The organism is Telluria sp. LT2P80 (assembly GCF_059685955.1).
In genome coordinates this window covers 122,203-145,143 of the sequence record NZ_JCASIO010000001.1, presented here as the reverse complement: position 1 = coordinate 145,143, position 22,941 = coordinate 122,203, and the positions used below count along the sequence as shown (strand labels likewise).

16 protein-coding genes are annotated in these 22,941 nt (G+C 65.2%); 10 read left to right on the top strand and 6 right to left on the bottom strand.

Annotation, left to right across the window (positions count from 1 at the left end):
• Positions 1 to 44 precede the first annotated feature (44 nt).
• Entirely contained in the window at positions 45 to 2,246 is a 2,202-nt protein-coding gene (locus tag AC56LW_RS00560) for an EAL domain-containing response regulator (RefSeq protein ID WP_332530851.1), read from the bottom strand.
• Positions 2,247 to 2,642: 396 nt separating this feature from the next.
• Between AC56LW_RS00560 and AC56LW_RS00555 the strand changes: the two genes are divergently transcribed.
• On the top strand, positions 2,643 to 3,029 hold the full coding sequence (locus AC56LW_RS00555) for a hypothetical protein (protein ID WP_499630622.1): 387 nt from the start codon (positions 2,643 to 2,645) through the stop codon (positions 3,027 to 3,029).
• 60 nt (positions 3,030 to 3,089) lie between these two features.
• Here AC56LW_RS00555 and AC56LW_RS00550 read toward each other — a convergent pair whose 3' ends face one another.
• Positions 3,090 to 5,831, bottom strand: a complete 2,742-nt coding sequence (locus tag AC56LW_RS00550) for a TonB-dependent receptor (protein WP_499630618.1) — start codon at positions 5,829 to 5,831, stop codon at positions 3,090 to 3,092.
• A 169-nt stretch (positions 5,832 to 6,000) separates the two neighbouring features.
• Complete coding sequence (locus tag AC56LW_RS00545) at positions 6,001 to 6,453, bottom strand: RcnB family protein (protein ID WP_332530848.1); 453 nt, start codon at positions 6,451 to 6,453, stop codon at positions 6,001 to 6,003.
• Positions 6,454 to 6,649: 196 nt separating this feature from the next.
• Here AC56LW_RS00545 and AC56LW_RS00540 point away from each other — a divergent pair, with 196 nt between their 5' ends.
• Positions 6,650 to 7,606 carry a hypothetical protein gene (locus AC56LW_RS00540; protein WP_499630615.1) on the top strand — a complete coding sequence of 319 codons (957 nt, stop codon included), beginning with the start codon at positions 6,650 to 6,652 and terminating at the stop codon, positions 7,604 to 7,606.
• Here the strand turns inward: AC56LW_RS00540 and AC56LW_RS00535 are convergent.
• The gene (locus AC56LW_RS00535) at positions 7,581 to 8,789 is read right to left on the bottom strand and encodes a sugar diacid recognition domain-containing protein (protein WP_499630612.1); all 1,209 of its coding nucleotides are present in this window, start codon (positions 8,787 to 8,789) and stop codon (positions 7,581 to 7,583) included. The two genes, AC56LW_RS00540 and AC56LW_RS00535, sit on opposite strands and share 26 nt — an antisense overlap.
• Before the next feature lie 245 nt (positions 8,790 to 9,034).
• On the opposite strand from AC56LW_RS00535, the gene AC56LW_RS00530 reads away from it, so the two are divergent.
• Entirely contained in the window at positions 9,035 to 10,348 is a 1,314-nt protein-coding gene (locus AC56LW_RS00530) for an MFS transporter (protein ID WP_183553327.1), read from the top strand.
• A 12-nt stretch (positions 10,349 to 10,360) separates the two neighbouring features.
• Positions 10,361 to 11,500 carry a glycerate kinase gene (locus tag AC56LW_RS00525; protein ID WP_499630608.1) on the top strand — a complete coding sequence of 380 codons (1,140 nt, stop codon included), beginning with the start codon at positions 10,361 to 10,363 and terminating at the stop codon, positions 11,498 to 11,500.
• 273 nt (positions 11,501 to 11,773) lie between these two features.
• Here the strand turns inward: AC56LW_RS00525 and AC56LW_RS00520 are convergent, their stop codons facing one another.
• A complete protein-coding gene (locus AC56LW_RS00520) occupies positions 11,774 to 12,703 on the bottom strand; it encodes a LysR family transcriptional regulator (protein ID WP_499630605.1) in 930 nt (309 codons plus the stop codon).
• Positions 12,704 to 12,882: 179 nt separating this feature from the next.
• Between AC56LW_RS00520 and AC56LW_RS00515 the strand changes: the two genes are divergently transcribed.
• Genes AC56LW_RS00515 through AC56LW_RS00500 form a run of 4 tightly spaced genes read left to right on the top strand, consistent with a single transcriptional unit; the run spans position 12,883 to position 16,945 of the window.
• Positions 12,883 to 13,680, top strand: coding sequence for an HpcH/HpaI aldolase/citrate lyase family protein (locus AC56LW_RS00515; RefSeq protein ID WP_499630602.1), 798 nt, complete (start codon positions 12,883 to 12,885; stop codon positions 13,678 to 13,680).
• 26 nt (positions 13,681 to 13,706) lie between these two features.
• Entirely contained in the window at positions 13,707 to 14,549 is an 843-nt protein-coding gene (locus AC56LW_RS00510) for an HTD2 family dehydratase (RefSeq protein WP_499630599.1), read from the top strand.
• A 29-nt stretch (positions 14,550 to 14,578) separates the two neighbouring features.
• Positions 14,579 to 15,736: an acyl-CoA dehydrogenase family protein gene (locus AC56LW_RS00505; RefSeq protein WP_332530841.1), complete on the top strand. Its 1,158-nt coding sequence runs from the start codon at positions 14,579 to 14,581 to the stop codon at positions 15,734 to 15,736.
• 30 nt (positions 15,737 to 15,766) lie between these two features.
• Complete coding sequence (locus tag AC56LW_RS00500) at positions 15,767 to 16,945, top strand: CaiB/BaiF CoA transferase family protein (RefSeq protein ID WP_499632836.1); 1,179 nt, start codon at positions 15,767 to 15,769, stop codon at positions 16,943 to 16,945.
• A gap of 64 nt (positions 16,946 to 17,009) precedes the next feature.
• Here the strand turns inward: AC56LW_RS00500 and AC56LW_RS00495 are convergent, their stop codons facing one another.
• On the bottom strand, positions 17,010 to 17,993 hold the full coding sequence (locus tag AC56LW_RS00495; RefSeq protein WP_499630596.1) for a tripartite tricarboxylate transporter substrate-binding protein: 984 nt from the start codon (positions 17,991 to 17,993) through the stop codon (positions 17,010 to 17,012).
• A 253-nt stretch (positions 17,994 to 18,246) separates the two neighbouring features.
• On the opposite strand from AC56LW_RS00495, the gene AC56LW_RS00490 reads away from it, so the two are divergent.
• Both AC56LW_RS00490 and AC56LW_RS00485 read left to right on the top strand, forming a co-directional pair.
• Entirely contained in the window at positions 18,247 to 20,364 is a 2,118-nt protein-coding gene (locus AC56LW_RS00490) for a TonB-dependent siderophore receptor (protein ID WP_499630594.1), read from the top strand.
• The gene (locus AC56LW_RS00485; RefSeq protein WP_499630591.1) at positions 20,361 to 22,922 is read left to right on the top strand and encodes a PepSY domain-containing protein; all 2,562 of its coding nucleotides are present in this window, start codon (positions 20,361 to 20,363) and stop codon (positions 22,920 to 22,922) included. The genes AC56LW_RS00490 and AC56LW_RS00485 overlap by 4 nt, the downstream gene beginning before the upstream one ends.
• The last annotated feature ends 19 nt before the right edge of the window (positions 22,923 to 22,941 follow it).

Sequence of the window (22,941 nt, the reverse complement as noted above, 5' to 3'; positions counted from 1 at the left end):
ACGGCAGGTGTGCTTCACCCGGGCGAGATTCCCCGGGATGCACTTCAGGAATTGAGCACGTTCACAAAGCCGCCCAACGGCATCGGCCGGTGGAACAGAAAGCCCTGCATCGTCGAACACCCATGCGCGCGCAGATAGCGCGCCTGCACTTCCGTTTCCACGCCTTCGGCCACCAGATCCAGATTCAGGCCGCGTGAAATCGAGATGATCGCCAGCACGACCGGATAATGCCCGTCCTCGTCGCTGATCTGCTGCACGAAGGACTGGTCGATCTTGATGGTCTGGATCGGAAACCGGTGCAGATACGCCAGCGACGAGTATCCGGTGCCGAAATCGTCAATGGCCACCGACACGCCCAGTTGCCCGAGCTTCTTCAGCTGCTCGATCGCGTATTGCGGATTGCGGATGCAGATGTTTTCGGTGATCTCGACGGCGATTCGCCCTGGCCCGATGTCGTAGCGCTGCAGGGCATTGCGCATCGTTTCGAAGAATTTGCTGTGGTCGAGATAATGCGGCGACAGATTCAGCGACAGCGTCAACTGGTCCGCACCGTCCGAGCCCCACTGCGCCATGTCGCGGCACAGCGTATCGATCATCCACTCAGAGATCGGCACGATCAGGCCGCTCTCTTCGGCGAATGGCAGGAACTCGGCGGGCATGATCAGGCCGCGCACCGGATGGTTCCAGCGCATCAGCGCCTCGGCGCCGATGATGCGGCCACTGGCGGCGTCGATCTGCGGCTGGTAGTACATCTCGAGTTCGTTGCGCTCGAGCGCGCGGCGCAGATGCTGTTCCAGCGCGACGTTCTGGTGCAGCGCGTCGTGCATCGATGGATCGTAGAAGGCGTGACCGTTCTTGCCGAGGTCCTTCACGCGGTACATCGCAATGTCGGCATTGCGCAGCAGCTCGTCGATCGATTCGCCGTGCTCGGGGTAGAGCGCCACGCCGATCGACGCCGAAATGTGCACCTCGGTGCCGCCCAGATCGAACGGCTGGTGCAGCCGCTCGATGAACTTGTCGGCGACCACGCGCGCATCGTCGCGCGAGCGCAGGTCGGGCAGCACGATCGTGAATTCGTCGCCACCCTGGCGCGCCAGCGTGTCGCCCTTGCGCAGGCATTCCTTCAGGCGCAGCGCCACCTGCTGCAGCAACTTGTCGCCATGGCCGTGGCCGAGCGTGTCGTTGACGAGCTTGAAGCGGTCCAGGTCGATGAACATCACCGCCAGCTCGGTGTGCTTGCGCCGGGCCTGCAGCATCGCCAGGCCGAGCCGGTCCTTGAACAGCACGCGGTTGGGCAGGTCGGTCAGGATGTCGTGGTAGGCTTGGTGATGGATGACGGCTTCGGCACGCTTGCGCGCGCTGACGTCGCGCGCGATGCCGTAGGTGCCGACATAGGTCGGCGTGTGCGGGTCGCGTTTTTCACGGTGCATGCCGATCGCGTTGAGCGAGATCGTCATCACGGACGTGTCGGCGGCGTCGTGCGTGTGCTGCTGGCCCGCGCGGCATGTCACGCGCAGCTCGACGTCGCGCGAGGCCCGCTCGCCGACACGCCGTTCGTTGAACACGTAGAGTGCGCGCTCGTGGTCTTCGGCATGCAGCAGCGCCGTGTAGTGCTGGCCCAGCAGTTCTTCCCGTTCATAACCCAGCATCTGGCAGGCGCGATCGTTGACGTAGGTGAAGCGGCCTTCATGACCGAGCATGTAGATCATGTCGGGGGACGCGTCGACCAGGTAGCGGTATTTTTTTTCGGACAGCGCGAGCGCCGCCACCATGCGACGGTTGATTTGCTGCAGGTCGCGCTGCCTGAGCGCGTTGTCCACCGTGCGCAGCAATTCTTCGCGGCTGAATGGCTTGCGCAGGTAATCGTGGGCGCCGCGCTTCAAGGCCCCGATGGCCGACTCGATGCCGACAGTGCCACTGACAACGATGACGTCGGCCTTCATGTCGTGCTGGTTGATGAAGTCCATGACCTCGTGGCCATCGACGTCCATCATGAGCAGGTCGAGCAGCACCAGGTCGAAGCACTGCTCGGCCAGGCACGCCAGCGCTTCGTTGCCGCTGGCAGCCGTACTGATGGCATAACCACAACCTTTGAGCATTTCCTGCAGCGAGGCCAGCACACGTGGCTCGTCATCGACCAGCAGCAGGCGGGGACGGTGGGGAGGTGGGGTGGTGGATACGTCAAGATGAGTGGGCAGCGTGCCCCGGATGCTGGCCGGGAGTCCGGTAGTTCGAAATCGATTCATCGTCATTCTGTCAAAGCCGTGCGATTTTCTGTGCCTGCTGCCCGTGAGCACTGCAGACGTTCATGTCTTATCTTCCACATCATGCCAGCTTATCCGTTGCATTTGATGCATGACAATGCAATCGTGTGCAGAAATGCGTCATGTCAGATGGGTTTCGTGCCTGTATGACGACAAAACGCCGCAGCACGCACTGCATTTTCTTGATGGCGATCTGTCAAGATTGCTGTTTTGTCTTGGTCCGGTCGTTGCCAGCCAGGCGATCGTGTTCAGGGTAGCGTTGCTCTTCTGATAAACTTGGACGCATGCTGCAAGGCACGTTCATCGGTCAATCGGTCGATCGGCTGTCGGGCTGATTGCAGCGCGCCATTTCTGAAGGAGTCGATCCGGGAGGTCAACGTGGGTGATTTGAACAAGCTATTCTTTGCACTGCTGTTGATGTCAGCAAGCCATGGGCAGGCGGCTCAGTTGAGCACCCAGTCAGATTCACCGGCGGCCACGTCGATGTCTGTTTGTCCGGCTCAGGACATTTCATTTTTCATTCAGCGATTTTCCAGCGATGAGGCGGTGCAACGCAGCTACACCACGGTCCAGTCGACTGCATTTCCCGTGATGCCTCTGGTGCAGGAGCGCAAGGACAATGCGCTTGTCATGCAACTGGAAGACGTGACGGCATCGAATGCGCGGGTCAGTCTGGCTAACCCCGATACCGATTACCTGGTGTCGTATTATTTCAAGATGGACGATTGCTGGAGACTGGTCCGCATCGAGAACCAGTCTCTCTGACGCCGCCCGTCAAACCCGGATCCCACTGTTTGGTGGAATTCCGGGAAAACCGATCAGGCCTTATCTGAACGAGTAATTGGCACTCGCATAAAAACGGCGCCCGCGCGGATCCGTATAGCTTGGATCATATCCCGACAAAAAGTAATACGCCTGGTTCGAATAAGGCGGACTCGTGTCGAACAGATTCTGGATACCGACGCGCAGTTTCAGGTTCGCATTGACCCCATATGCGCCCGACAAATCCCACAGCGAATAATCCTTGACCCGGTTGGCCGCCACCACGCTGCCATTGTCGATATTGATCGCCGTGTTCTGGTCTTCGTAGCCGCTCGAGAACGTATTTTGCAAGCTGGCCGACAGTGGCCCGCGATCCCAGTCAACGCTCACCGTATGGCGCCAGCGCTGGACCACGCCTTTCGTCACGAAGCGGTTCAGATTGCTCACAAACGCATCGCCAGGCGCATTCTGGATTTTCGACGTCAGCACATAAGTGCCGTTCAGACGCCCGCCAAAGCGGCCGATGGCGGTGTCGACGCCGCGTACCGTGAGCGCCAGGTCGAGGCCACGCGCCAGTTGCGCGCCGCGATTGTCCTTGCGCAGTTCGATGTAGTCGATCAGCCCATCCTCGTCGCGATACACCAGGTCGCCATACTTGGCCAGATTGCCGAGGATGATGTCGTCGCCGATTTCACTGATGAGGTTCGTGCGCTTGATGTTCCAGTAATCGAGCGATGCGCTGACATGTTTGCCGGCGGCGAACACGGCGCCCAGCGAGAACTGGCGGCTGCGCTCGGGTTTCAGCGCGTCGTTGCTATAGCGGCGCGTGTCCCAGTTGTCGGCGCAGTCCGAGTAATTGTTCTCGACCGTGGCGCAGTAGACCGGATCGGGCAGGGTGGCCGTGCTGCTGTAGACGGTCGGGCGGTACAGCTCCGTCATCGACGGCGCGCGGAAGCCCCGGCCGGCCGAGCCGCGCAGCAGCAGCGCGTCGCTTGGCCGGTAGGTCAGGCCGATCTTCGGACTGGCCGCGCCGCCCACGTTTTCGTAATGGTCGTAGCGCGCCGACAGCTGCGCTTCCCACTGTTTTGCGAACGGCACCAAGACTTCGCCGTAGACCGCTGCCACATCGCGGCTGTCGCTGGTGGCACGGCCGCCTTCGGGCGCCGCGTCATTGTTGATGTTGTCGCTCAGGAGCAGGGCCGATGGTGTAAATTGGTTTTTCTCGCGCCGCGCTTCGCCACCGATGGCCACCGCCAGGTCGCCGCCGGCCATCGGCATCAGGGCGCGCGACAACTTGACGTCGACGGCATCGAGCGTGCCGCGGGCGCGGCGCACGACATCATCGACCTGGATGCTGTCGATCAGCGCCTGGCCTTCCGGGCTCGATGGGCCAAACGGGTTGATGCGGCCGTCGGCGATTCCTTCGAGCAGCTCGTTGTAGAGCAGGTAGCCGTGGGTGTCGCGGTCCTTGACCGTGTTGACGCTGTGGTTGTAGGCGGTGTCATAATCCCAGCCGCCCAAGGTGCCCGTCACGCCAACGACAAAACGCACGCCTTCGCTGGTGAGGGTGCTGGTGCGCTGGCCCGCTTCGTTCAGGCGCATGCGCAATTCCAGTTCGCCCGGGATGTCGTCGTCCAATTGGTCCAGGCCAGTGCCGGCCAGTTGCGGCACCCGCGAATAATCGATGTAGCCAGCCACGCGCGCCGACGAGCCGGTGTAGTCGGTCTTGGCGCGGCTGAGCGCCACTTCGGCGTACGCCTGGTGCGAGCCCCCCAGCTTGATCACGGCGCGGCTGAGCACGCTGGCCTTTTCGGACTTCGGATACAGCTCGGTGTCGCCCATATAGTTATAGGTACAGGCGTCGACGCCGCCCGTGCCATCCGGCAGATAGACATTGGCCGGCGGCGCGCAGCCCGGGATCGACAGGTTGATCAGGCGGTTCGTGATCGGCTTGCCATTGAGCGTGAAGCCGATTTCCTGCAAGTGGTCGCGCTGGGCCGAGGTCAGGCGGATATTGGCCGGACTCGTGTAGCTGGAGAGCAGGTGACCGAGGCGCTGCTCGACCTGCAGGCCCGGGATGAAGCTGCGCTGCGATGTGCTCAGGGGATTGGTGCGCTGGAAGTCGGCCACGGCGAAGACATTGTAGCCATCGCGCTCGAGCACGCCCTTGCCGGCGCTGAGGCTGGCGGTGCGCTTGCCTGCGCCGCCTTCATCGGTCGTGCCGACGTACACGTTCGCTTCCAGTCCCTGGAAGTCCTTTCGGGTGATGAAGTTGATGACGCCGCCGATGGCATCGGTGCCATACAGCGCCGATGCGCCGTCGAGCAGCACTTCAACGCGTTCGAGCGCGGCCGCCGGAATATTGTTCAGGTCAACACCGCTGTCGTCGCCGGGCGAAGCGAAGTTGGCCATGCGCCGGCCATTGAGCAGCACGAGCGTCGACGAGGTGCCGATGCCGCGCAGGTTGGCGCTGTTGAAGCCGCGCTGGTCACCGCCGACATTGATGCTGGCGCCGTCGGACAGGCCGTTGCTGTTGGCTGAAACCCGTCCCATCAGTTCGGCGGCAGTGGTCACGCCGGTTTTCTCGATCTCGGCACGTGAAATCGTTTGCACCGGCAGCGCGGTTTCAGACTGCACGCGGCGGATCGCCGAGCCCGTGACTTCGACGCGCGGCAACTCCGCTGCCGGGACTGCTGGCAACGTCTGCGCGGCCAGGGGCAGGCTGGCCAGGGCGATGGTCGTTCCAGCGCACGCCAGGAGCACGCCACGCACGGCGCGGGCGCCTGGTTTCAGATTCATAGTCATCAATTCTCCGTTATTACATCAAGCATATTGATTGATAGTAAACGTGCGCAGGGTTGAAGGGATGCAACAGTTGGCGAGGGATGAATGAGTGTTGTAAATATGGTACGCGCATGCGTAAAAAAACCGCCACGTCTTTCGACGGGCGGTTTATAGGGGCATCAGCCAGCTTTTAATTCGCAAACAATACCTGGGCAATAATTCCGGTGGCAATCGTCGCCAACACATAATCGTTACCGGTCTGGACCCAGTGATATCCACGGGGTGGCGCGCTCAGGTGGCGACCGCGCCAGTCATTGACCACGTAGCGATCATGGCGGTATTCCTTGTGCAGCTTGCCGCCGCGGCGCAGGTCGTGGCGTGGGCCGCCACCGCGGGAATCGTCACGCCGATAATACTGGGCGCTGTCGTTGCGGTGCTTGCCATGGTTGGCGCGCGGGCCGTCGTGGCGGTCATTTCGTTTGTCGTCGCGGCGATCATCGTCACGGCGATCATGATGCTGTTGTTGCGAATAGCCGTTGCGGTCGTGATCGCGATCGTTACCGTGATCGCCGCGTTGTGCAAAAGCGCTGCCACTGGCGGTAAAGGTCAATGCAATCAGTGCTGCGATGAACTTCGTTTTCATTATTGTTTCTCCTGGTGGCCGATCCGTTGAATCGATGAGTTCATTAGACTATGGGCGCCGCATAACATGTTAAGAATTCCAGTAAGCAATGCTACAAAGTGTATCCGTGCCGGCTGTCGCCATAATGTGTGAGAAATAGCGCATCGGCGCTGGATATACTCGGTTCGATCGATGCATTCAACCGGGAGGCGCTGTGATGGAAAAACGTCTGCAACAATGGCTGGTCGCGGCGCTCGTGGTGGCCGGCATTGGCGCGGCAGGGCTCATGTGGAGCAGCTCGACACGTGAAACGGTCGTCGATGTGGCCGGCGCACCGCCGCCGGATGCGCCACATGCCGCCGTGCCCGTGCCGGCGCAGGCAGTGTCGGCAGCAGTGCCGGCGTCGGTGCTGGCTGCTGCCGTGAACCCGAACCTGAGTGCGCATGTGGCCGATCTGCTGGCCTCGCACGATCCGCACGATGCCTACGCGGCCTATATGCTCGTGTCCACCTGCGCGTCATTCAACCGGCGGCAGGATCTCGAGGTCCACGACAGCAAACTGGGTGCGAAACGCGCGCTGAACGCCGATGAACGCCGGAACATGACGCGCATGTGCGGCGCGATGACCGAGCGCGAGCGGCTGGCGCGGCTCGATTACCTGGCCACCGCCGTCAAGGCCGGCGTGCCGGGCGCGGCCTGGATGCATGCCGTCGAAGGCCCGTTTGGCGATCCGAGTGCGTTGACGACGCGGCCCGACGATCCCCTGGTGCGCGAATGGAAGGCGACGGCGGCCAGCCAGCTCGACACGGCGGCCGAGGCAGGGGACACGACCGCACTGCTGCTGTGGGGGATGCAGAAGCTGACTGGCTCGGATCTGACGGACAAGCATCCCGTGCAGGGGTATGGCTATCTGGTGGCGGTTGGCCTGATCGACGCCCAGGTCGCGCAGCCTGGCGACCGGTCGCCGCAGATGTTCGCCGAGGGCAGCGGATTGCTGACCGCGCTTGGTGGACAACTGACGCAGGAACAGCGTGCGGCGGCGTTGGTGGAAGCGCGTCGCATCGCTGCGGCGGCAAAAGCGCGGCGTGAGCGCAGCGACAACAAGTCGGGCGTCATGCCGGCGTCGTTGCCGACCGGCGGATTGTCGGCTATGCCGGCGGGTCGTCGGGGCTGACCGTCGCGTTCAATATCGGGCTCAGTGCCGGGCTCAGCGTCGGGCTTAACAACGACGACACATACAGCAGCAGCTTGTCTTCGCTCGCGCCGAGGTCGAGGCCCGTGAGCTCGCCGATGCGGCGCAGCCGGTAGTCGAGGGTGTTGCGGTGGATGCCCAGCGCCTTCGCGGTGGCGGCCGAATTTTCGTTCTGCTCAAACCATGCGGACAGTGTCGCGCGCAGCATGGTGCGGCTCTTGTCGTGCGCGAGCCGCGCGATCGGCATGCGCAGCTGGTGGGCCTGCCAGCCGCTGTCCAGGCCCGATAGCAGTACCGGCAAGGCCATCTCGTAATAGCTGAAGACCTGCTGCTGCGGATGGCGCGCGCGCCCGAGCCGGCTGGCGGTGCGCGCGCTGCCGTACGAGATCGCGGCGCCGTCGATGCCGGGCAGTGCAATGCCCATCGACAGCGTGAACGGCAGCGTGCATTCTTCGCGCAACAGCTGGGCCAGGGCATCGAGACGGCGCTGCGGCGGTGTCTCGAGTCCTTTGCGGGACGGCTCCCAGGCTTCGAGCAGCACCAGTTCGGCGGGGCCGACGGTGGCGGTGAGGGCATCGTCGCGGCGCGCCAGCAGCCGCATCTGCAGCAGCTGCACGGCGCTCGGGGCGTGGTCCACCGGCGCGGGCACGCCCTGCAGTTCGACCAGAAACACGAGCTGCATGCGCTCGATGTCGATCCCGAGCCGCTGCGCCCAGCCTTCGAGTTCGGCCCGTGCGCCCGGCTCGTAGCGGATCAGGTTGAGCACGAACGCTTCGCGGTAGCGTGAATGGCTTTGCAGCGTCTGGGTCAGGGCGGCCTGCTCGAGGATCATCTCGGCGCTGAGGCGCACCAGCTCGCCGAACTGGCGCACGGCGTCGGGTGCGCCGGACAAGCCCACCGCCCCGCAGATCTCGCCGCCGACGCACAGCGGCAAGTTGATGCCCGGCTGGGCGCCATGCAGCTTGTGCGCCGCCGCCGCATCGATTTCGGTGGTGAGCTTCTTGGCCAGCGCCAGCAGGGCGCCGGCATGCAGCTCGCCGACCCGCGCCGCGTTGCCGCTGGCGAGGATCACGCCGTGGGCGTCCATCACGTTGACGTTGAACGGGATGATGCGCATGGTGCGGGCGACGATTTCCTGGGCGAGGCCGGTGTCAAGAATGTGCATGGCGATCTCTGGATGGGAAGGAGCGTTTGTGATTATGCACAATTATGCCGGGGCGGTGGGCGATCCGGGCGGGTAGGGTTGGCATGTTGATTGGGTATGTCGACACTGGTTTTGTCATCAACTTGTGCACATGCCTGAAAAAAGGCAGGAATCAGGCGGCTTGAATTGTGCGTGTCGCCGACGCTTGGCAGCCCTTGTTTGGTTGATAATCTCGATGATTACATGACCATATATTCGGAGACAGCATGAGTACCATTGCCAGCACCCCCGGCGCGAGCCTGCTCGAAGGCGCCTATCGCAAGGCCACGTGGCGCCTGATCCCCTTCATCTTCGTCTGCTACTTCTTCAATTACCTGGATCGCGTCAACGTCGGTTTCGCCAAGCTCGAGATGCTCGACGCGCTGCAGCTGAGCGAGACCGTGTATGGCCTGGGCGCCGGCATCTTCTTCATCGGCTACGTGACCTTCGGCGTGCCGAGCAATCTCATCCTGCACAAGCTGGGCGCGCGGCGCTGGATCGCGGTGATGATGATGACCTGGGGCGCGCTGTCGGCCTGCATGCTGTTCGTGAGCACGCCGGTTGAATTCTATGTGCTGCGCTTCTTCACCGGTGTGGCCGAGGCAGGCTTCTTCCCGGGCATGGTCCTGTACTTCACCAAGTGGTTCCCGGCGCACAAGCGCGGCCAGGTGATGGCGCTGTTCATGTCGGCCATTCCCGTCTCGGGCCTGATCGGCGGCCCGCTGTCGGGCTGGATGCTGAGTCACTTCTCGGCCGGCCAGGGCGGCATGGATGGCTGGCAGTGGCTGTTCCTGCTGCAGGGCATCCCGACCGTGCTGCTGGGTGTCGCGGTGCTGTTCTACCTGAACGACAGCCTGGCGCAGGCGCCGTGGCTGACTGCCGAGGAAAAAACGGCGATGCAGACGGCGCTCGACGAGGACGAGGCGCAGCGCTCGAGCGGCACGCATGCGGTGCATTCGTTTGGCGCCGTGCTGCGCGACTGGCATGTGTGGATGCTCGGCTTCATCTACTTCAGCATCCAGATGGGCGTGTATGCGATTAACTTCTGGCTGCCGTCGATCATCAAGTCGCTGGGCTTCGAAAGCGCCACGACGGTCGGCTGGCTCAGCGCGATTCCTTACCTGTTCGCCGGCGTCTTCATGGTGCTGGTGGGCCGCTCGGCCGACCGCCGGCGCGAACGCCGCTGGCATCTCTCGGCGCCGCTGCTGATGGCGCTGGCCGGCCTGCTGCTGGCTGCGAACTTCTCGGATAACGTGGTGCTGGTGATGATCGGCCTGAGTCTGGCGACGATGGGCGCACTGACCGGCCTGCCGATGTTCTGGCCGCTGCCGGCGGCGTTCCTGGGCAGCGCGGCTGCGGCCGCGGGCCTCGCGCTGATCAATTCGATGGGCCAGATCGCCGGCTTCCTCAGCCCGTTTCTGGTGGGCTGGATCAAGGACGCCACCGGCAGCACGGACATGGCGCTGTACATCCTGTCGACCGTGCTGTTCATCGGCGCGATGCTGGTGCTCGTGGTGCCTGCGCGCCTCGTCAATCGTTGATCGGAGCGGACCATGCACATCGTGATCGCCCCCGATTCATTCAAGGAAAGCCTGTCGGCGCTGGAAGCAGCCAGCGCTATCGAGGCGGGTTTCCGCGACATCTTCCCTGACGCCAGCTATGTCAAGATCCCCGTCGCCGATGGCGGCGAAGGCACCGTCGATGCGATGATTGCCGCAACGGCCGGCCGCCGCGTCGACCTGCGCGCCACCGGTCCGCTGGGCACGCCCGTCGATGCCTTCTACGGCCTGACGGGCGGCGACGTCATCGCCGTCATCGAGATGGCGGCCGCCAGCGGCCTGGAACTGGTCCCACCGGCCGCACGCAATCCGCTGCGCGCGACCAGTCGGGGCACGGGCGAATTGATCCTCGCCGCGCTCGACGCCGGCGCCCGCCGCTTCATCCTCGGCGTGGGCGGCAGCGCCACCAACGACGGCGGCGCCGGGATGCTGCAGGCACTGGGCGTGCAGCTGCTCGATGCGCAGGACGCGCCACTGGCGCCAGGCGGCGCGGCGCTGGCCAACCTCGCGCGCATCGACATCACGCAGCTCGACGCACGCGTGCTCGATTCGGTGTTCGAGGTGGCGTGCGACGTCAGCAACCCGCTGGTCGGCGTAAGTGGCGCCTCAGCCATCTTCGGCCCACAAAAAGGCGCGACGCCGGCAATGGTCGCCCAGCTCGACGCCAACCTGCGCCACTTCGCGGCGGTCATCGCGCGCGACCTGGGCCAGGACGTGGCCGACGTCCCGGGCGCCGGCGCCGGTGGCGGGATCGCCGCGGCAATGCTGGTCTTCCTGAAAGGCCGCCTGCGGCCGGGCAGCGAAATCGTCGCCGACGCCGTCGGGCTAGACGCCGCCGTCGCGCTGGCCGACCTGGTCATCACCGGCGAAGGCCGCATCGACAGCCAAACAGTCAACGGAAAAACCCCGATTGGCGTGGCCCGCGTGGCCGCGCGCCACGGCAAACCGGTGATCGCCATCGGCGGCTGCCTGGGCCACGACGCCAGCGCCGTCCACGCCCACGGCATCGACGCCACCTTCAGCACGATCATGAAAGCCGGCACCGTCGCCGAAGCCCTCGCCAATGCCGAATTCAACCTCCGCACCACCGCCCGCAACGTCGCCGCCACACTCAAACTCGGCCAATCCCTCTAACCCCAACCCCTAATTAGGGTCAGAGTAGAATTATTGAGCAATTGATCCGATTTTTCCACAATGAGGGTCAGAGTCGAATTATTGGGCAATTGCTCGGCACCGCCAACAAGTAGGGTCAGAGTCGATTTATTGGGCAATTCCCAAAAGTTGTCAAACAATTCGACTCTGACCCTAATTATTGCTTTGACTGTCGAGGCTGCCTGACAATTAGGGTCAGAGTCGAATTATTGAGCAATTGCTTTGGCTGCTAGCCAGTGGCTATTGCAGGTGCGGTTAGCGGCCGATCCAGGCGGCGCCGGGCCAGGCGCCACTGAGCACCATTTCTTTCATCAGGCCGACCAGTTCGGGGGCGGCTGCCACGCTGACCGGAGACGCGCGGCGGGTGGCGGCGCGTGCCAGCACGATGCGGCGTGACAGGTCGGGAGTGCCGACCGGTGCGCCGGACAGCGTGCCGTCGCGCAGTTCGTCGAGGATCGCGGAGCTGGGCAGGATGCTGTAGCCAAAGCCTTTGTTGACCAGCGATTTCTGCAGGTCGAGGGCATTCGTTTCGGCCACTACGTCGACACTGATGCCGGCCACCGCCAGCGCGTGCTCGATGATGCTGCGCAGGCCATGTGGTGCGTTTGGCAGGATCATCGGCCGGTCGCGCAGCTGCTTGAGCGGAAACGGCGTCGATGCGTCGATTTCGCCCGGAGGCCCGATCACGTACAGGCGTTCATCGAGCAGCGCTTCGACCTGCAGGCCATTCGAGGCGCGCGTGTCGTACAGCAGCGCCAGCTCGACTTCACCGGCTTCCAGCCACTGCACGACATTGCCTGCATACCCGACATTGATGCCGACCGTGACAGCAGGGTGCTTCGCGCGTACGCGCGCCACCAGTTCGGTCGCCAGCAGATTGCTGGTGCTGGCCAGCAGACCGATCATCAGCCGGCCCGAGATCGCATTGGCGGCCGGGCCGATTTCGGCCCGCGCCTTGTCCAGTTCACGCAGCGCGCGCCGGCCGTATTCGGCCAGCGTGCGGCCGGCGTCGGTCAGCATCATCCCATGGCGCTCGCGCTCGAACAGCAGGGCGCCGCATTCTTCCTCCAGCATCCGGATATGGCGCGACACGGCGGGCTGTACCAGGTGCAGCAGCTCCGCAGCTTTGGTGGCACTGCCCGTTTCGGCAATGGCGATGAGAGTGCGGATCTGCTTGATGTCCATGGTCGTCCTTCAACTGGTCGAGCCATCAACATAAGCTATTCCTGAGCTACCTGCAATACCGGGCTGTGATCCTCACCAGCCATGCGTCCACGTGATCGTGGAATCACTTTTTTCTATTTCTGCACCACACCCATTCAAATTTATGATGGATCTCGATCCCACCACGCGACTGGTTCGTCATGCCTGCCATCCCCCGTTCCTACCTGTTCGTCCCCGGCAACCGCCCCGAGCGTTTTGCTCGCGCGGCAGCCAGCGGCGCCGGCGCCGTCATCGTTGACCTGGAAGATGCCGTCCCGCCCGCAGACAAGGACGCTGCGCGCATGCAGGTGGCAGGGGCGCTCGATCCGTCCATGCCCGTCGTCGTGCGCATCAACGCCGAAGGCACGCCCTGGTTCGAAGACGACCTGGCCCTGTGCCGCCACGCGGGCGTGTCCGCCATCATGCTGCCGAAGGCGGAGTCGGTGGAAAACCTGCAGCGCGTTGCGCAGCTTGGCCTCCCGGTACTGCCGCTGATCGAAACAGCCGCCGGTATGGCGGCGGTCGACGCGCTGGCGCGGATAAAAGGCGTCGCGCGGCTGGCATTTGGCTCGATCGATTTCCAGTTCGACCTGGGCATTGAGGGCGATGACCAGGAACTGCTGTACTTCCGCTCGATGCTGGTGCTGGCCTCGCGCGTGGCCGGCCTGGCGCCCCCCATCGATGGCGTGACCGTGGCGCTGGACGACGATGCTCAGCTGCGTGCGGACACCCTGCGCGCCCGCCGCTTCGGCTTCGGCGCCAAGCTGTGCATCCATCCGCGCCAGTTGGCGCCTGTCAACGCAGGCTTCCGGCCCACGGATGCTGAGGTGGCATGGGCCACGCGCGTGCTGGCTGCAGCGCGCGAGGCCAACGGCGCCGCTGTCGCCGTGGACGGCAAGATGGTCGACCGCCCCGTGATCCTCAGGGCGCAGCGCATCGTCGACGACGCAGCCCACTAGAACAAGATAACGACAGGAGATACATCATGGACAATCTGACCGCCTGGCAGGGCCGCACCGAAGAACGCCTCGACGTCATCACCGCGGCGCCGATCGCGGCGATGGCCGCGCTGCTCGACCGCGATGACCCGGCCCCGACCCCTGGTAGCGCCGTGCCGCCGCTGTGGCACTGGCTGTACTTCCTGCCCGTGCACCGGCAATCGCAACTCGGCACGGACGGCCACGCGCTGCGCGGGGGCTTCCTGCCGCCGGTCGATCTGCCGCGCCGCATGTGGGCTGGCGGGCGCCTGCGCTTCATCGCGCCGCTGCAGGTCGGCGACCAGGCGCGGCGCGTGTCGACCATCGCCGACATCACGAGCAAGGAAGGCCGCAGCGGCAAGTTGGTCTTCGTGCTGGTGCGCCACCTGATCGAAGGTGCAGCCGGCGTGGCGATCGAGGAAGAACACGACATCGTCTACCGCGCCAATCCGCAGCCGGGTGATCCGGCGGCGGCCCCGGTGGCGGCGGACCTTGACCACGACTGGATCCGCGAAATCACGCCCGACCCGGTGCTGCTGTTTCGCTACTCGGCGCTGACCTTCAACGGCCACCGCATCCATTACGACCAGCCCTACGTGACGCAGGTCGAAGGCTATCCCGGCCTGATCGTGCACGGCCCGCTGATTGCGAGCCTGCTGCTTGACCTCTTGCGGCGCGAACGGCCGGCCGCTGTCGTGACCGCGTTTTCATTCCGCGCCGTGCAGCCGCTGTTCGACATCCACCGCTTCAGCGTCTGCGGCCGCGTCGAGCCGGACGGCCACACGATCACGCTGTGGGCCAAGACCCACGACGGCCAGCTGGCCATGCGCGCCGAGGCGCAACTGGCGTAAGCCACCCCAATAAAAACCAGGAGACCGCCATGCACAACGAGCACGATTTTGAAGACATCCGCGACGCGCTGCGCGCCCTGTGCGCCGAATTCCCGGCCGAGTACTTCCGCAAGGTCGACGACGAGCGTGGCTACCCCGAAGCCTTCGTCACTGCGCTGACACAAGCCGGCTGGCTCGCGGCGCTGATCCCGCAGGAATACGGCGGTTCGGGCCTGGGCCTGACCGAAGCCTCGGTCATCATGGAAGAGATCAACCGCTCTGGTGGCAACGCCGGCGCCTGCCACGGCCAGATGTACAATATGGGCACCTTGCTGCGCCATGGCTCCGAAGCGCAGAAGCGCCATTACCTGCCGCGCATCGCCAGCGGCGAACTGCGCCTGCAGTCAATGGCCGTGACCGAGCCCACCACCGGCACCGACACCACCAAAATCAAGACGACGGCCGTGCGCAAGGGCGACCGCTACGTGATCAACGGGCAGAAGGTGTGGATCTCGCGCGTGCAGCATTCCGACCTGATGATCCTGCTGGCGCGCACTACGCCCCTTGCCGAGGTCACGAAGAAATCCGAAGGCATGTCGATCTTCCTGGTCGACATCAAGGACGCGATCCAGCAGGGCATGGTCGTGCAACCGATTCAGAACATGGTCAACCACGAGACCAACGAGCTGTTCTTCGAAAACCTGGAAATCCCGGCCGAGAATCTGATCGGCGAAGAAGGCAAAGGCTTCAAGTACATCCTGGATGGCCTGAACGCCGAGCGCACGCTGATCGCCGCCGAATGCATCGGCGACGGCTACTGGTTCATCGACAAGATCAGCAAGTACGTCAACGAGCGCGTCGTGTTCGGGCGCCCCATCGGCCAGAACCAGGGCGTGCAGTTTCCGATTGCGCGCGCCTACATCAACGTCGAAGCGGCGAACCTGATGCGCTTTAAAGCCTGCGCGCTGTTCGATGCGCACAAGCCGTGCGGCGCCGAAGCCAATATGGCCAAGATGCTGGCCGCCGAAGCATCATGGGAAGCGGCCAACGCCTGCCTGCAGTTCCACGGCGGCTTCGGTTTCGCGTCCGAGTACGACGTCGAGCGCAAGTTCCGCGAGACGCGCCTGTACCAGGTGGCGCCGATCTCGACGAACCTGATCCTGTCGTACGTCGCCGAGCATGTGCTTGGCCTGCCACGCTCGTTCTGAGGAGGCAGGCACATGACACCCATGACACCCCTGCGACCCCTCGACGGCATCACCGTCGTCACGCTCGAACACGCGATCGCGGCGCCGTTCTGCACACGCCAGCTGGCCGACCTGGGCGCGCGCGTCATCAAGGTCGAGCGACCCGGCAGCGGCGACTTCGCACGCGGCTACGATGAACGCGTGAATGGCCTGGCCTCGCACTTCGTCTGGACCAACCGCTCGAAGGAAAGCCTTACGCTCGACGTCAAGCATGCCGACGCCGATGCTGTGCTGGCGGGCCTGCTGGAACGCGCCGACGTGCTGGTGCAGAATCTCGCGCCCGGCGCGGCCGAGCGCCTTGGCTTGTCCTACGACGCGCTGAAGGAACGTCACCCGCGCCTGATTGTGTGCGACATCTCGGGCTACGGTAGCGACGGTCCTTATCGCGACCGCAAGGCCTACGACCTGCTGATCCAGAGCGAATCGGGCTTCCTGTCGATCACGGGCACGCCGGACGAACCATCGAAGGCCGGCTGCTCCATTGCCGATATCGCGGCCGGCATGTACGCGTACACGAACATCCTGGCCGCACTGCTGCAGCGTGGGCGCACGGGCGAGGGCTGCCGCATCGATGTGTCGATGTTGGAGAGCATGGCCGAGTGGATGAGTTACCCGCTGTACTACGCGTATGACGGCGCGGCGCCGCCGCCGCGCACGGGCGCCTCGCACGCGACCATCTTCCCGTACGGGCCATTCATGGCCGGCGACGGCAAGTCGGTCATGCTGGGCATCCAGAACGAGCGTGAGTGGGCAGCCTTTTGCGCCATCGTGCTGGAGGCGCCCGAACTGGCGACCGATCCGCGCTTCAACGCCAACGCGCGCCGGGTCGCAGCGCGCGATGAACTGGCGGCGCTGATCGTGGCAGCGTTTTCGACGTTGACGGCGCAGCAGGTGCGCGAGCGGCTGGAGCTGGCGCACATCGCCAATGCCCAGGTGAACGACATGCACGAAGTCTGGGACCATCCGCAACTGAAGGCGCGCGGCCGCTGGACCGAGGTGGGCACCGCCAACGGTCGCGTGCCCGCGATGCTGCCGCCCGGATTGCCGCACAACGTCACCCCGCGCATGGACGCCGTGCCGGCGCTCGGTCAGCATACGGATGCGATCCTGGCGGAGCTGGGCTACGACGCGGCGGCCATTGTGGCCATGCACGCGCAAGGCGCCGTCTAGCGATCAGCGATAAAAAAAGCCCGCGCCACCATGATGGCGGCACGGGCTTTTTGCGTTGCGCGACTCAGTCGGCGAACGCGCCGTTCTTCTTGTAGATCGGGCCCCACTTGTCGATCTCGGCCTTCAGGTGTGTGCGCAGTCCTTCCGGCGTGGCCTTTGCATCCGACACCGGCTCGGCGCCCAGTTCGGCAAAGCGCGCCTTCACGTTCGGATCGTTGAGCGCCTCGCGCAGCGCGGTGCCAATGCGCGCTACCACCGCTGGCGGCGTGCCTTTTGGTGCGTACATCCCGTGCCACACATACATCTCGAAACCGGCCATGCCCTGTTCGGCCAGCGTCGGCAGGGCCGGCAGCGACGGGATGCGCGTCTTTGTCGTCGCACCGTACACCTTGACGCGGTTGGTGCGGATGTAGGACGTCGTCTGCGTCGTCTGGTCGCACAGCAGGTCGATCTGGCCGCCCAGCATATCGCTCAACGCCGGCGCCGTGCCCTTGTAGGGAACGGTCGTCAGCGGCACGCCGATCGCGCTCAGGAACAGCATCCCGCACTGGTGCGACACGGCGCCCAGACCCGCGTGGCCCATCGTCATCGCGTCCTTTTTCGACTTGATCATCGCGATCAGCTCAGGCAGCGTATTGGCCGCCAGATCTTTGCGCGCCATGAGCACCATCGGCACGTCGGCCACCTGGCCGATGTACTCGAAGTCGGTCATGGGGTTGAAGGCGAGCTTGCGGTACAGCGTGGTGCTGGTGGCCATGCCGTTATGGTGCAGCAGCAGCGTGTAGCCATCCGGCGTGGCGCGCGCGATGCGGCCGGCGGCCAGCGTACCGCCCGCGCCAAGGGCGTTTTCCACGATGATCGATTGCTTGAGCGACTTCGCCATGGTCTGTCCGAGGATTCGGGCCACGACGTCGGTAGGCCCGCCGGCCGAGAACGGGACGACGAGGGTGATGGTTTTCTCCGGATAGTCGGCGGCAAGCGCGGCGCTTGAAGCGAGCAGGGCAATTGCGGCGGTCAGTACCCTGCGTGTGATTGCGTGTGTCGGCATGCGTGTCTCCTGTTATGGGCTTTTGTGATCGAGGCTTCCCCGCGCGTGGCGTTCGATGCAGTCAGGTCATCATAGAATTGAATGACATGCGCACGTAAATAACGTTTTCTGATGCCTCCATCAAAAAAGGCGATAGGTACTGCCGGTGCACGGTGTGCATCTGCAGCAAGTATCGGTGTGCCTGCAGCCGTCATTGAAAATGATTCTCATTCACGATAGAATCTCGGTTTGCTCCTGATTGCTGCTTCCTCTCATGTCCCTGTCCCTTTCCCTGCGTCCATCGCGCCTCGTTCTTGCCCTGTCCCTGGTGTTTCCTCATGCGTTTTTGGCGGCAGCGATGGCGCAGGAAGCCGATGGTGGCGCCATGCCGGCAGTGCGCGTAACCGCCGTGAAGGCGCAGGGGTTCATGCCCAACACTGTCGAAGCCGGGAGCTTTCGCGGCAGTGACGTGATGGATGTGCCATCTACCGTCAACGTCATCACGCGCGACGTGCTTGAGCTGCAAGGCGCTGCCGGCCTGTATGACGCAGTGCGCAATACGGCTGGCGTGACGCGCCAGCAGAACGGTGGCGACACGTGGGACCAGTTGGTCATCCGTGGCATCGCTGTCGAAAACCGCACGAACTACCGCCTCAACGGCTCACTGCCGATCATGAACTTCGGCCAGGTGTCGATGGAGAACAAGGAGCGCGTCGAGGTGCTCAAGGGCGCGACGGCGCTGTATTACGGCTTCACGTCGCCGGCCGGCGTCGTCAACTTCGTCACCAAACGCGCCGGCAGCACGCCGCTGACGACCGTCGGCGCCCAGGTCGACAGCAACGGGACGGTCGTCGCCACGCTCGACGCTGCGCGCCGCTTTGGTGTTGATGACGCGTTCGGCGTGCGCATCAACGCAGCCGGCGGCACACTTGGTTCGCACCTCGATGGCGTCGGCAACGGCAACCGCGGCTTCGCCTCCGGCGCATTCGACTGGCGCGTGAATGCCCGCGTGCGCCTGCGCGCCGATCTCGAATACGACAAGCGCCGCGTGACCGAGCAGGCCGGCGTCAATCTGCCGCCGGCCGTGGGCGGGGTGATCACGCTGCCGCGCGCGGTCGATCCGCGCCGTCCCGTCGGCCCCGACTGGGCCAGGTTTGAAACGCATGCACGCAACGCGCAGCTGCGCGCAGACATCGCACTGAATGACGCCTGGGCCTTGACGCTCGAAGCGGGACACGCCGAAACGAAGCGCGACCGCTCGCTGCCGATCTTCCGCTTCAATAATGCGGCGAGCGTCGCGACCGGGGCCGGGCGCATCACCGGCAACCTGCAGCATGCCGACGTCGATTCGCGCATGCTGCGCGCTGAACTGGCGGGCCAGTTGCGCACGGGTTCCCTGACGCACGAGGTGACGCTCGGCGCGAGCGATACCGACAAGGGGCAGGCGCCGATCTTCCAGACCAACTACATGATCCCCGCACAGAACCTGTATGCGCCGCTGCCGGTGACGAACTTCTCGGTCGGTGCGCGGCCGGCGACGCCCACGACGGCGGCCCTCGATTCGCGCGACCAGGGCCTGTACCTGGTCGATCGCATCAGCATGGGCAGCTGGCAATTCATCGGTGGCGTGCGGCGCGTCGACTACCGCAGCACGCAGGGCGTGAACGACTACGACGCGAGCGAGACGACGCCGATGGCGGCCGTCGTCTACCGCCTGCGTGACGATCTCTCCGTGTATGCATCGGTGGCCGAAGGCCTGGAAGAGGGCGAGGCCGCACCGGCCGGCACTGCGAACGAGGGCACGCGCATGGCGCCGGGCGTAAGCAAGCAACGCGAAGTTGGCGCGCGCTGGCGCACGGCCGGCGGCTTGCTGACGCAGGCGGCATTGTTCGAGATCGAGCGCCCCGGTTACTACACCAACACCGCGAATGTCTTCACCGCCGACGGCGAGCAGCGCTACCGCGGCCTGGAGCTGTCGTCGCAGGGCCGCATCCTGCGCAGTGTGGCCTGGCAGGCGTCGGCCCAGTGGCTCGATCCGGCCTTCCGCAATATCAACACCGCGTACGACGGCAAGCTGCCCGAAAATGCGGCGCGCCGCACCGCCAGCACGTTCGTGGCCTGGGACCTCGATGCGGTGCCGGGCCTGGCGCTGACGGGCGGCGCGTACTACACGGGCCGGCGGCCAGTGAATGACCTGAACCAGGCCTGGCTGGGCGGCACGACGCTGTTGGGCGTGGGCGCGCGCTACATCGGCCAGTTCGCTGGCAAGCGCACCACGTGGCAACTCAATGTCGACAATGCGGCCGACAAACAGTACTGGGCCGGCGCCGGCACGCGCCTGAGCGCAGGCCTGCCGCGCCTGATCAAGCTGTCGATGAAGGTCGCGCTGTGAGTCGCTGGCGCCTGCCGTCGCTGCGCGCGGTCTGGTTCCAGCTGCACTGGTTCGTCGGCATCACGGCCGGCACGCTGCTGGCCGTCATCGGGCTGACCGGCGCGATCATGGCGTTCGAGGATGAACTGCTCGACGTGTTCAATCCGGGCGTCATGACGGTCGACGCCGAAGCACGTCCGCCCCTGGAACCCTCACTGTTGCTGCAGGCGGCGCAGCGCACACGTCCCGGGGAGCGTGTGGTGAGCATCGTGCTGGAAGCGGATCCGGGCAGCACGGCGCTGGTGCGCTTTGCCGCGCCGCCGGGCGAGCGGCGCGGTCCGGACGTGCGCGTGCATCCGTACACTGGCGCCGTGTTGCCGGCGCTGCGTTTCGAGGCCGCGTTCAACTGGGTCGAGGAACTGCATCGCTGGCTGCTGCTGCCGCGCGCGCCGGGGCGCCTCGTGCTGGGCATTCTGGCGCTGTGCCTGGTGGGTCTCGCGCTCAGCGGCCTGTATCTGCGCTGGCCGCGCAAACCCGCCAACTGGCGCACGTGGCTGACCTTCAATACCAGCCTGCGGGGCCGCTCGTTCCTGTGGGCGCTGCACGCGATTGCCGGCACCTGGGCGCTGGTGGCTTATCTGATCGTCGGTGGCACTGGCATCTACTGGAGTTTTGACGTCGTGCGCGACACGGTGCAGGGCTGGGCCGGCAACGAGCGCCGGGCCGCGAACGAAACAAAGGTGCAGCCACGCAAGCGCGCAGCGGAGCCGGATGGTCCGGCCGCACTCGATCCGGCCTGGAACACCTTCCTCGCGCACGCCCCGAACTGGGCCAGTGCGACGATCCGCCTGCAGGAACGCGGCGGCGGTGCCTACCAGTTGACGTGGATTGCGCAGGACGGCCCGCACGAGCGCGCCCGCAACCGCATGTCGCTGCGCGCCAGCGACGGCGCACTGCTCAAGAACGAACCCTATGGCGCGCAAACAGTCGGCCAGCGCGCCCTGACCACGATCCGGCCGCTGCACACGGGCAGCTATTTCGGCCTGCCGGGGCGGGTCATCATGATGCTCGCCAGCCTGGCCTTGCCCGGCTTTGCCATCACCGGCTGGCTGCTGTACCTGGGCCGGCGCCGCCAACAGCGCGCACTGGCGCGCGAACGGGCCCTGGCCATGACGAGCGAACCCACCACGCCAGGCGCCGGCGCACCGATTCTGCTGGCCTTTGCGACCCAGGGCGGTCAGGCTGAACGGATCGCGCTGCACAGCGCCGCGGCGCTGCGCGCCGGTGGCCGCGCGGTCGATCTGCGTGCGGTGTCGGCGCTCAGTCCGGGCGAACTGGCTGGCTACGACCACGCGCTGTTCGTGGCGGCAACCTTCGGCGACGGCGAGGCGCCGGATGCCGCGCGCCGTTTCACACGCGAGCTGCATGCAGGGCCGCTGGCGCTGGCCGGGTGCAAGTACGCGGTGCTGGCGCTGGGCGACCGCAATTACGCGCGCTACTGCGGTTATGGGATCGCGCTCGACCAGCGCCTGGGCGCGCTCGGTGCCACGGCGCTGTTCCCGCGGATCGATGTCGACCAGGGCGACGCCGCGGCGCTGGGCCGCTGGATGCATGCGCTGGGCACACTGGGTGCGGCCGCCGGCACGCAGCCCGCTGCCAATGACCCGGCACCGATGACCGACTGGCGCCTTGTCGCGCGCACGCTGTTGAATCCCGGTAGCCTGGGCGCGCCGCTGTATGAAATCGTGCTGCAGACGACGGCAGATCAGCAGTGGCAGGCCGGCGACCTGCTTGATGTCGCGGCGCGCCACACATCGGCGACCGTCGACGCCTGGCTGGCGGCCAGCGGCCTGGATGGCGCGGCGCGCGTGACCTGGCAGGGCAACCCCCAGACGCTGCGCGACGCGCTGGCCTGGAGCGAGCTGCCCGGCGCCGGCCATCCGTTCGCATCGACCCAGGAATGTGCCGATGCACTCAAGCCCCTGGCGCCGCGCCGCTATTCAATCGCCGGCATTCCGCAGGATGGCGCACTGACGCTGCTCGTGCGCCAGCAGCGCCACGAGCAGGGCATGGGCCTGGCATCCGGCTGGCTCACTGCGCACCTCGCCGTCGGCGGGATGGTCCACGCACGGCTGGCGACGAACCCGGGCTTCCATGGTCCGCAGGATGCGCGGCCCTGCATCTATATCGGCAACGGCTCGGGCATGGCCGGCCTGCGCGCGCACCTGCGCAGCCGCGTGCTGGCCGGGCAGCACCGCAACTGGCTGCTGTTCGGCGAACGTCAGCGCGCCTTCGACAGCCTGTGCATCGGCGAGATCGCCGCGTGGCGCGCCGCCGGCGCGCTGCCGGAATGCGATCTGGTATTTTCGCGCGACGACGCGCCCGAGTATGTGCAGGACCGCCTGCGCGCACGCGCCGACACGCTGCACGAATGGGTCGAGCGCGATGCGGTCATCCACGTCTGCGGCAGCCTGCAGGGCATGGCGGGGGAGGTCGATGCGGCGCTCGCGGCGATTCTCGGCGAGACCGGGCGCGATCGCCTCATCGACGCGGGGCGTTACCGGCGCGACGTGTACTGAGCGTGAATTCTCTGCGCAC

Excerpts from the sequence above, each read along its gene's own strand:
- AC56LW_RS00520 (WP_499630605.1), bottom strand. The coding sequence starts at position 12,703 with ATGGACATCAAGCAGATCCGCACTCTCATCGCCATTGCCGAAACGGGC.
- AC56LW_RS00550 (WP_499630618.1), bottom strand. The coding sequence starts at position 5,831 with ATGACTATGAATCTGAAACCAGGCGCCCGCGCCGTGCGTGGCGTGCTC.
- AC56LW_RS00490 (WP_499630594.1), top strand. The coding sequence starts at position 18,247 with ATGTCCCTGTCCCTTTCCCTGCGTCCATCGCGCCTCGTTCTTGCCCTG.
- AC56LW_RS00560 (WP_332530851.1), bottom strand. The coding sequence starts at position 2,246 with ATGAATCGATTTCGAACTACCGGACTCCCGGCCAGCATCCGGGGCACG.
- AC56LW_RS00510 (WP_499630599.1), top strand. The coding sequence starts at position 13,707 with ATGGACAATCTGACCGCCTGGCAGGGCCGCACCGAAGAACGCCTCGAC.
- AC56LW_RS00540 (WP_499630615.1), top strand. The coding sequence starts at position 6,650 with ATGGAAAAACGTCTGCAACAATGGCTGGTCGCGGCGCTCGTGGTGGCC.
- AC56LW_RS00535 (WP_499630612.1), bottom strand. The coding sequence starts at position 8,789 with ATGCACATTCTTGACACCGGCCTCGCCCAGGAAATCGTCGCCCGCACC.
- AC56LW_RS00525 (WP_499630608.1), top strand. The coding sequence starts at position 10,361 with ATGCACATCGTGATCGCCCCCGATTCATTCAAGGAAAGCCTGTCGGCG.
- AC56LW_RS00495 (WP_499630596.1), bottom strand. The coding sequence starts at position 17,993 with ATGCCGACACACGCAATCACACGCAGGGTACTGACCGCCGCAATTGCC.
- AC56LW_RS00545 (WP_332530848.1), bottom strand. The coding sequence starts at position 6,453 with ATGAAAACGAAGTTCATCGCAGCACTGATTGCATTGACCTTTACCGCC.
- AC56LW_RS00505 (WP_332530841.1), top strand. The coding sequence starts at position 14,579 with ATGCACAACGAGCACGATTTTGAAGACATCCGCGACGCGCTGCGCGCC.
- AC56LW_RS00530 (WP_183553327.1), top strand. The coding sequence starts at position 9,035 with ATGAGTACCATTGCCAGCACCCCCGGCGCGAGCCTGCTCGAAGGCGCC.
- AC56LW_RS00515 (WP_499630602.1), top strand. The coding sequence starts at position 12,883 with ATGCCTGCCATCCCCCGTTCCTACCTGTTCGTCCCCGGCAACCGCCCC.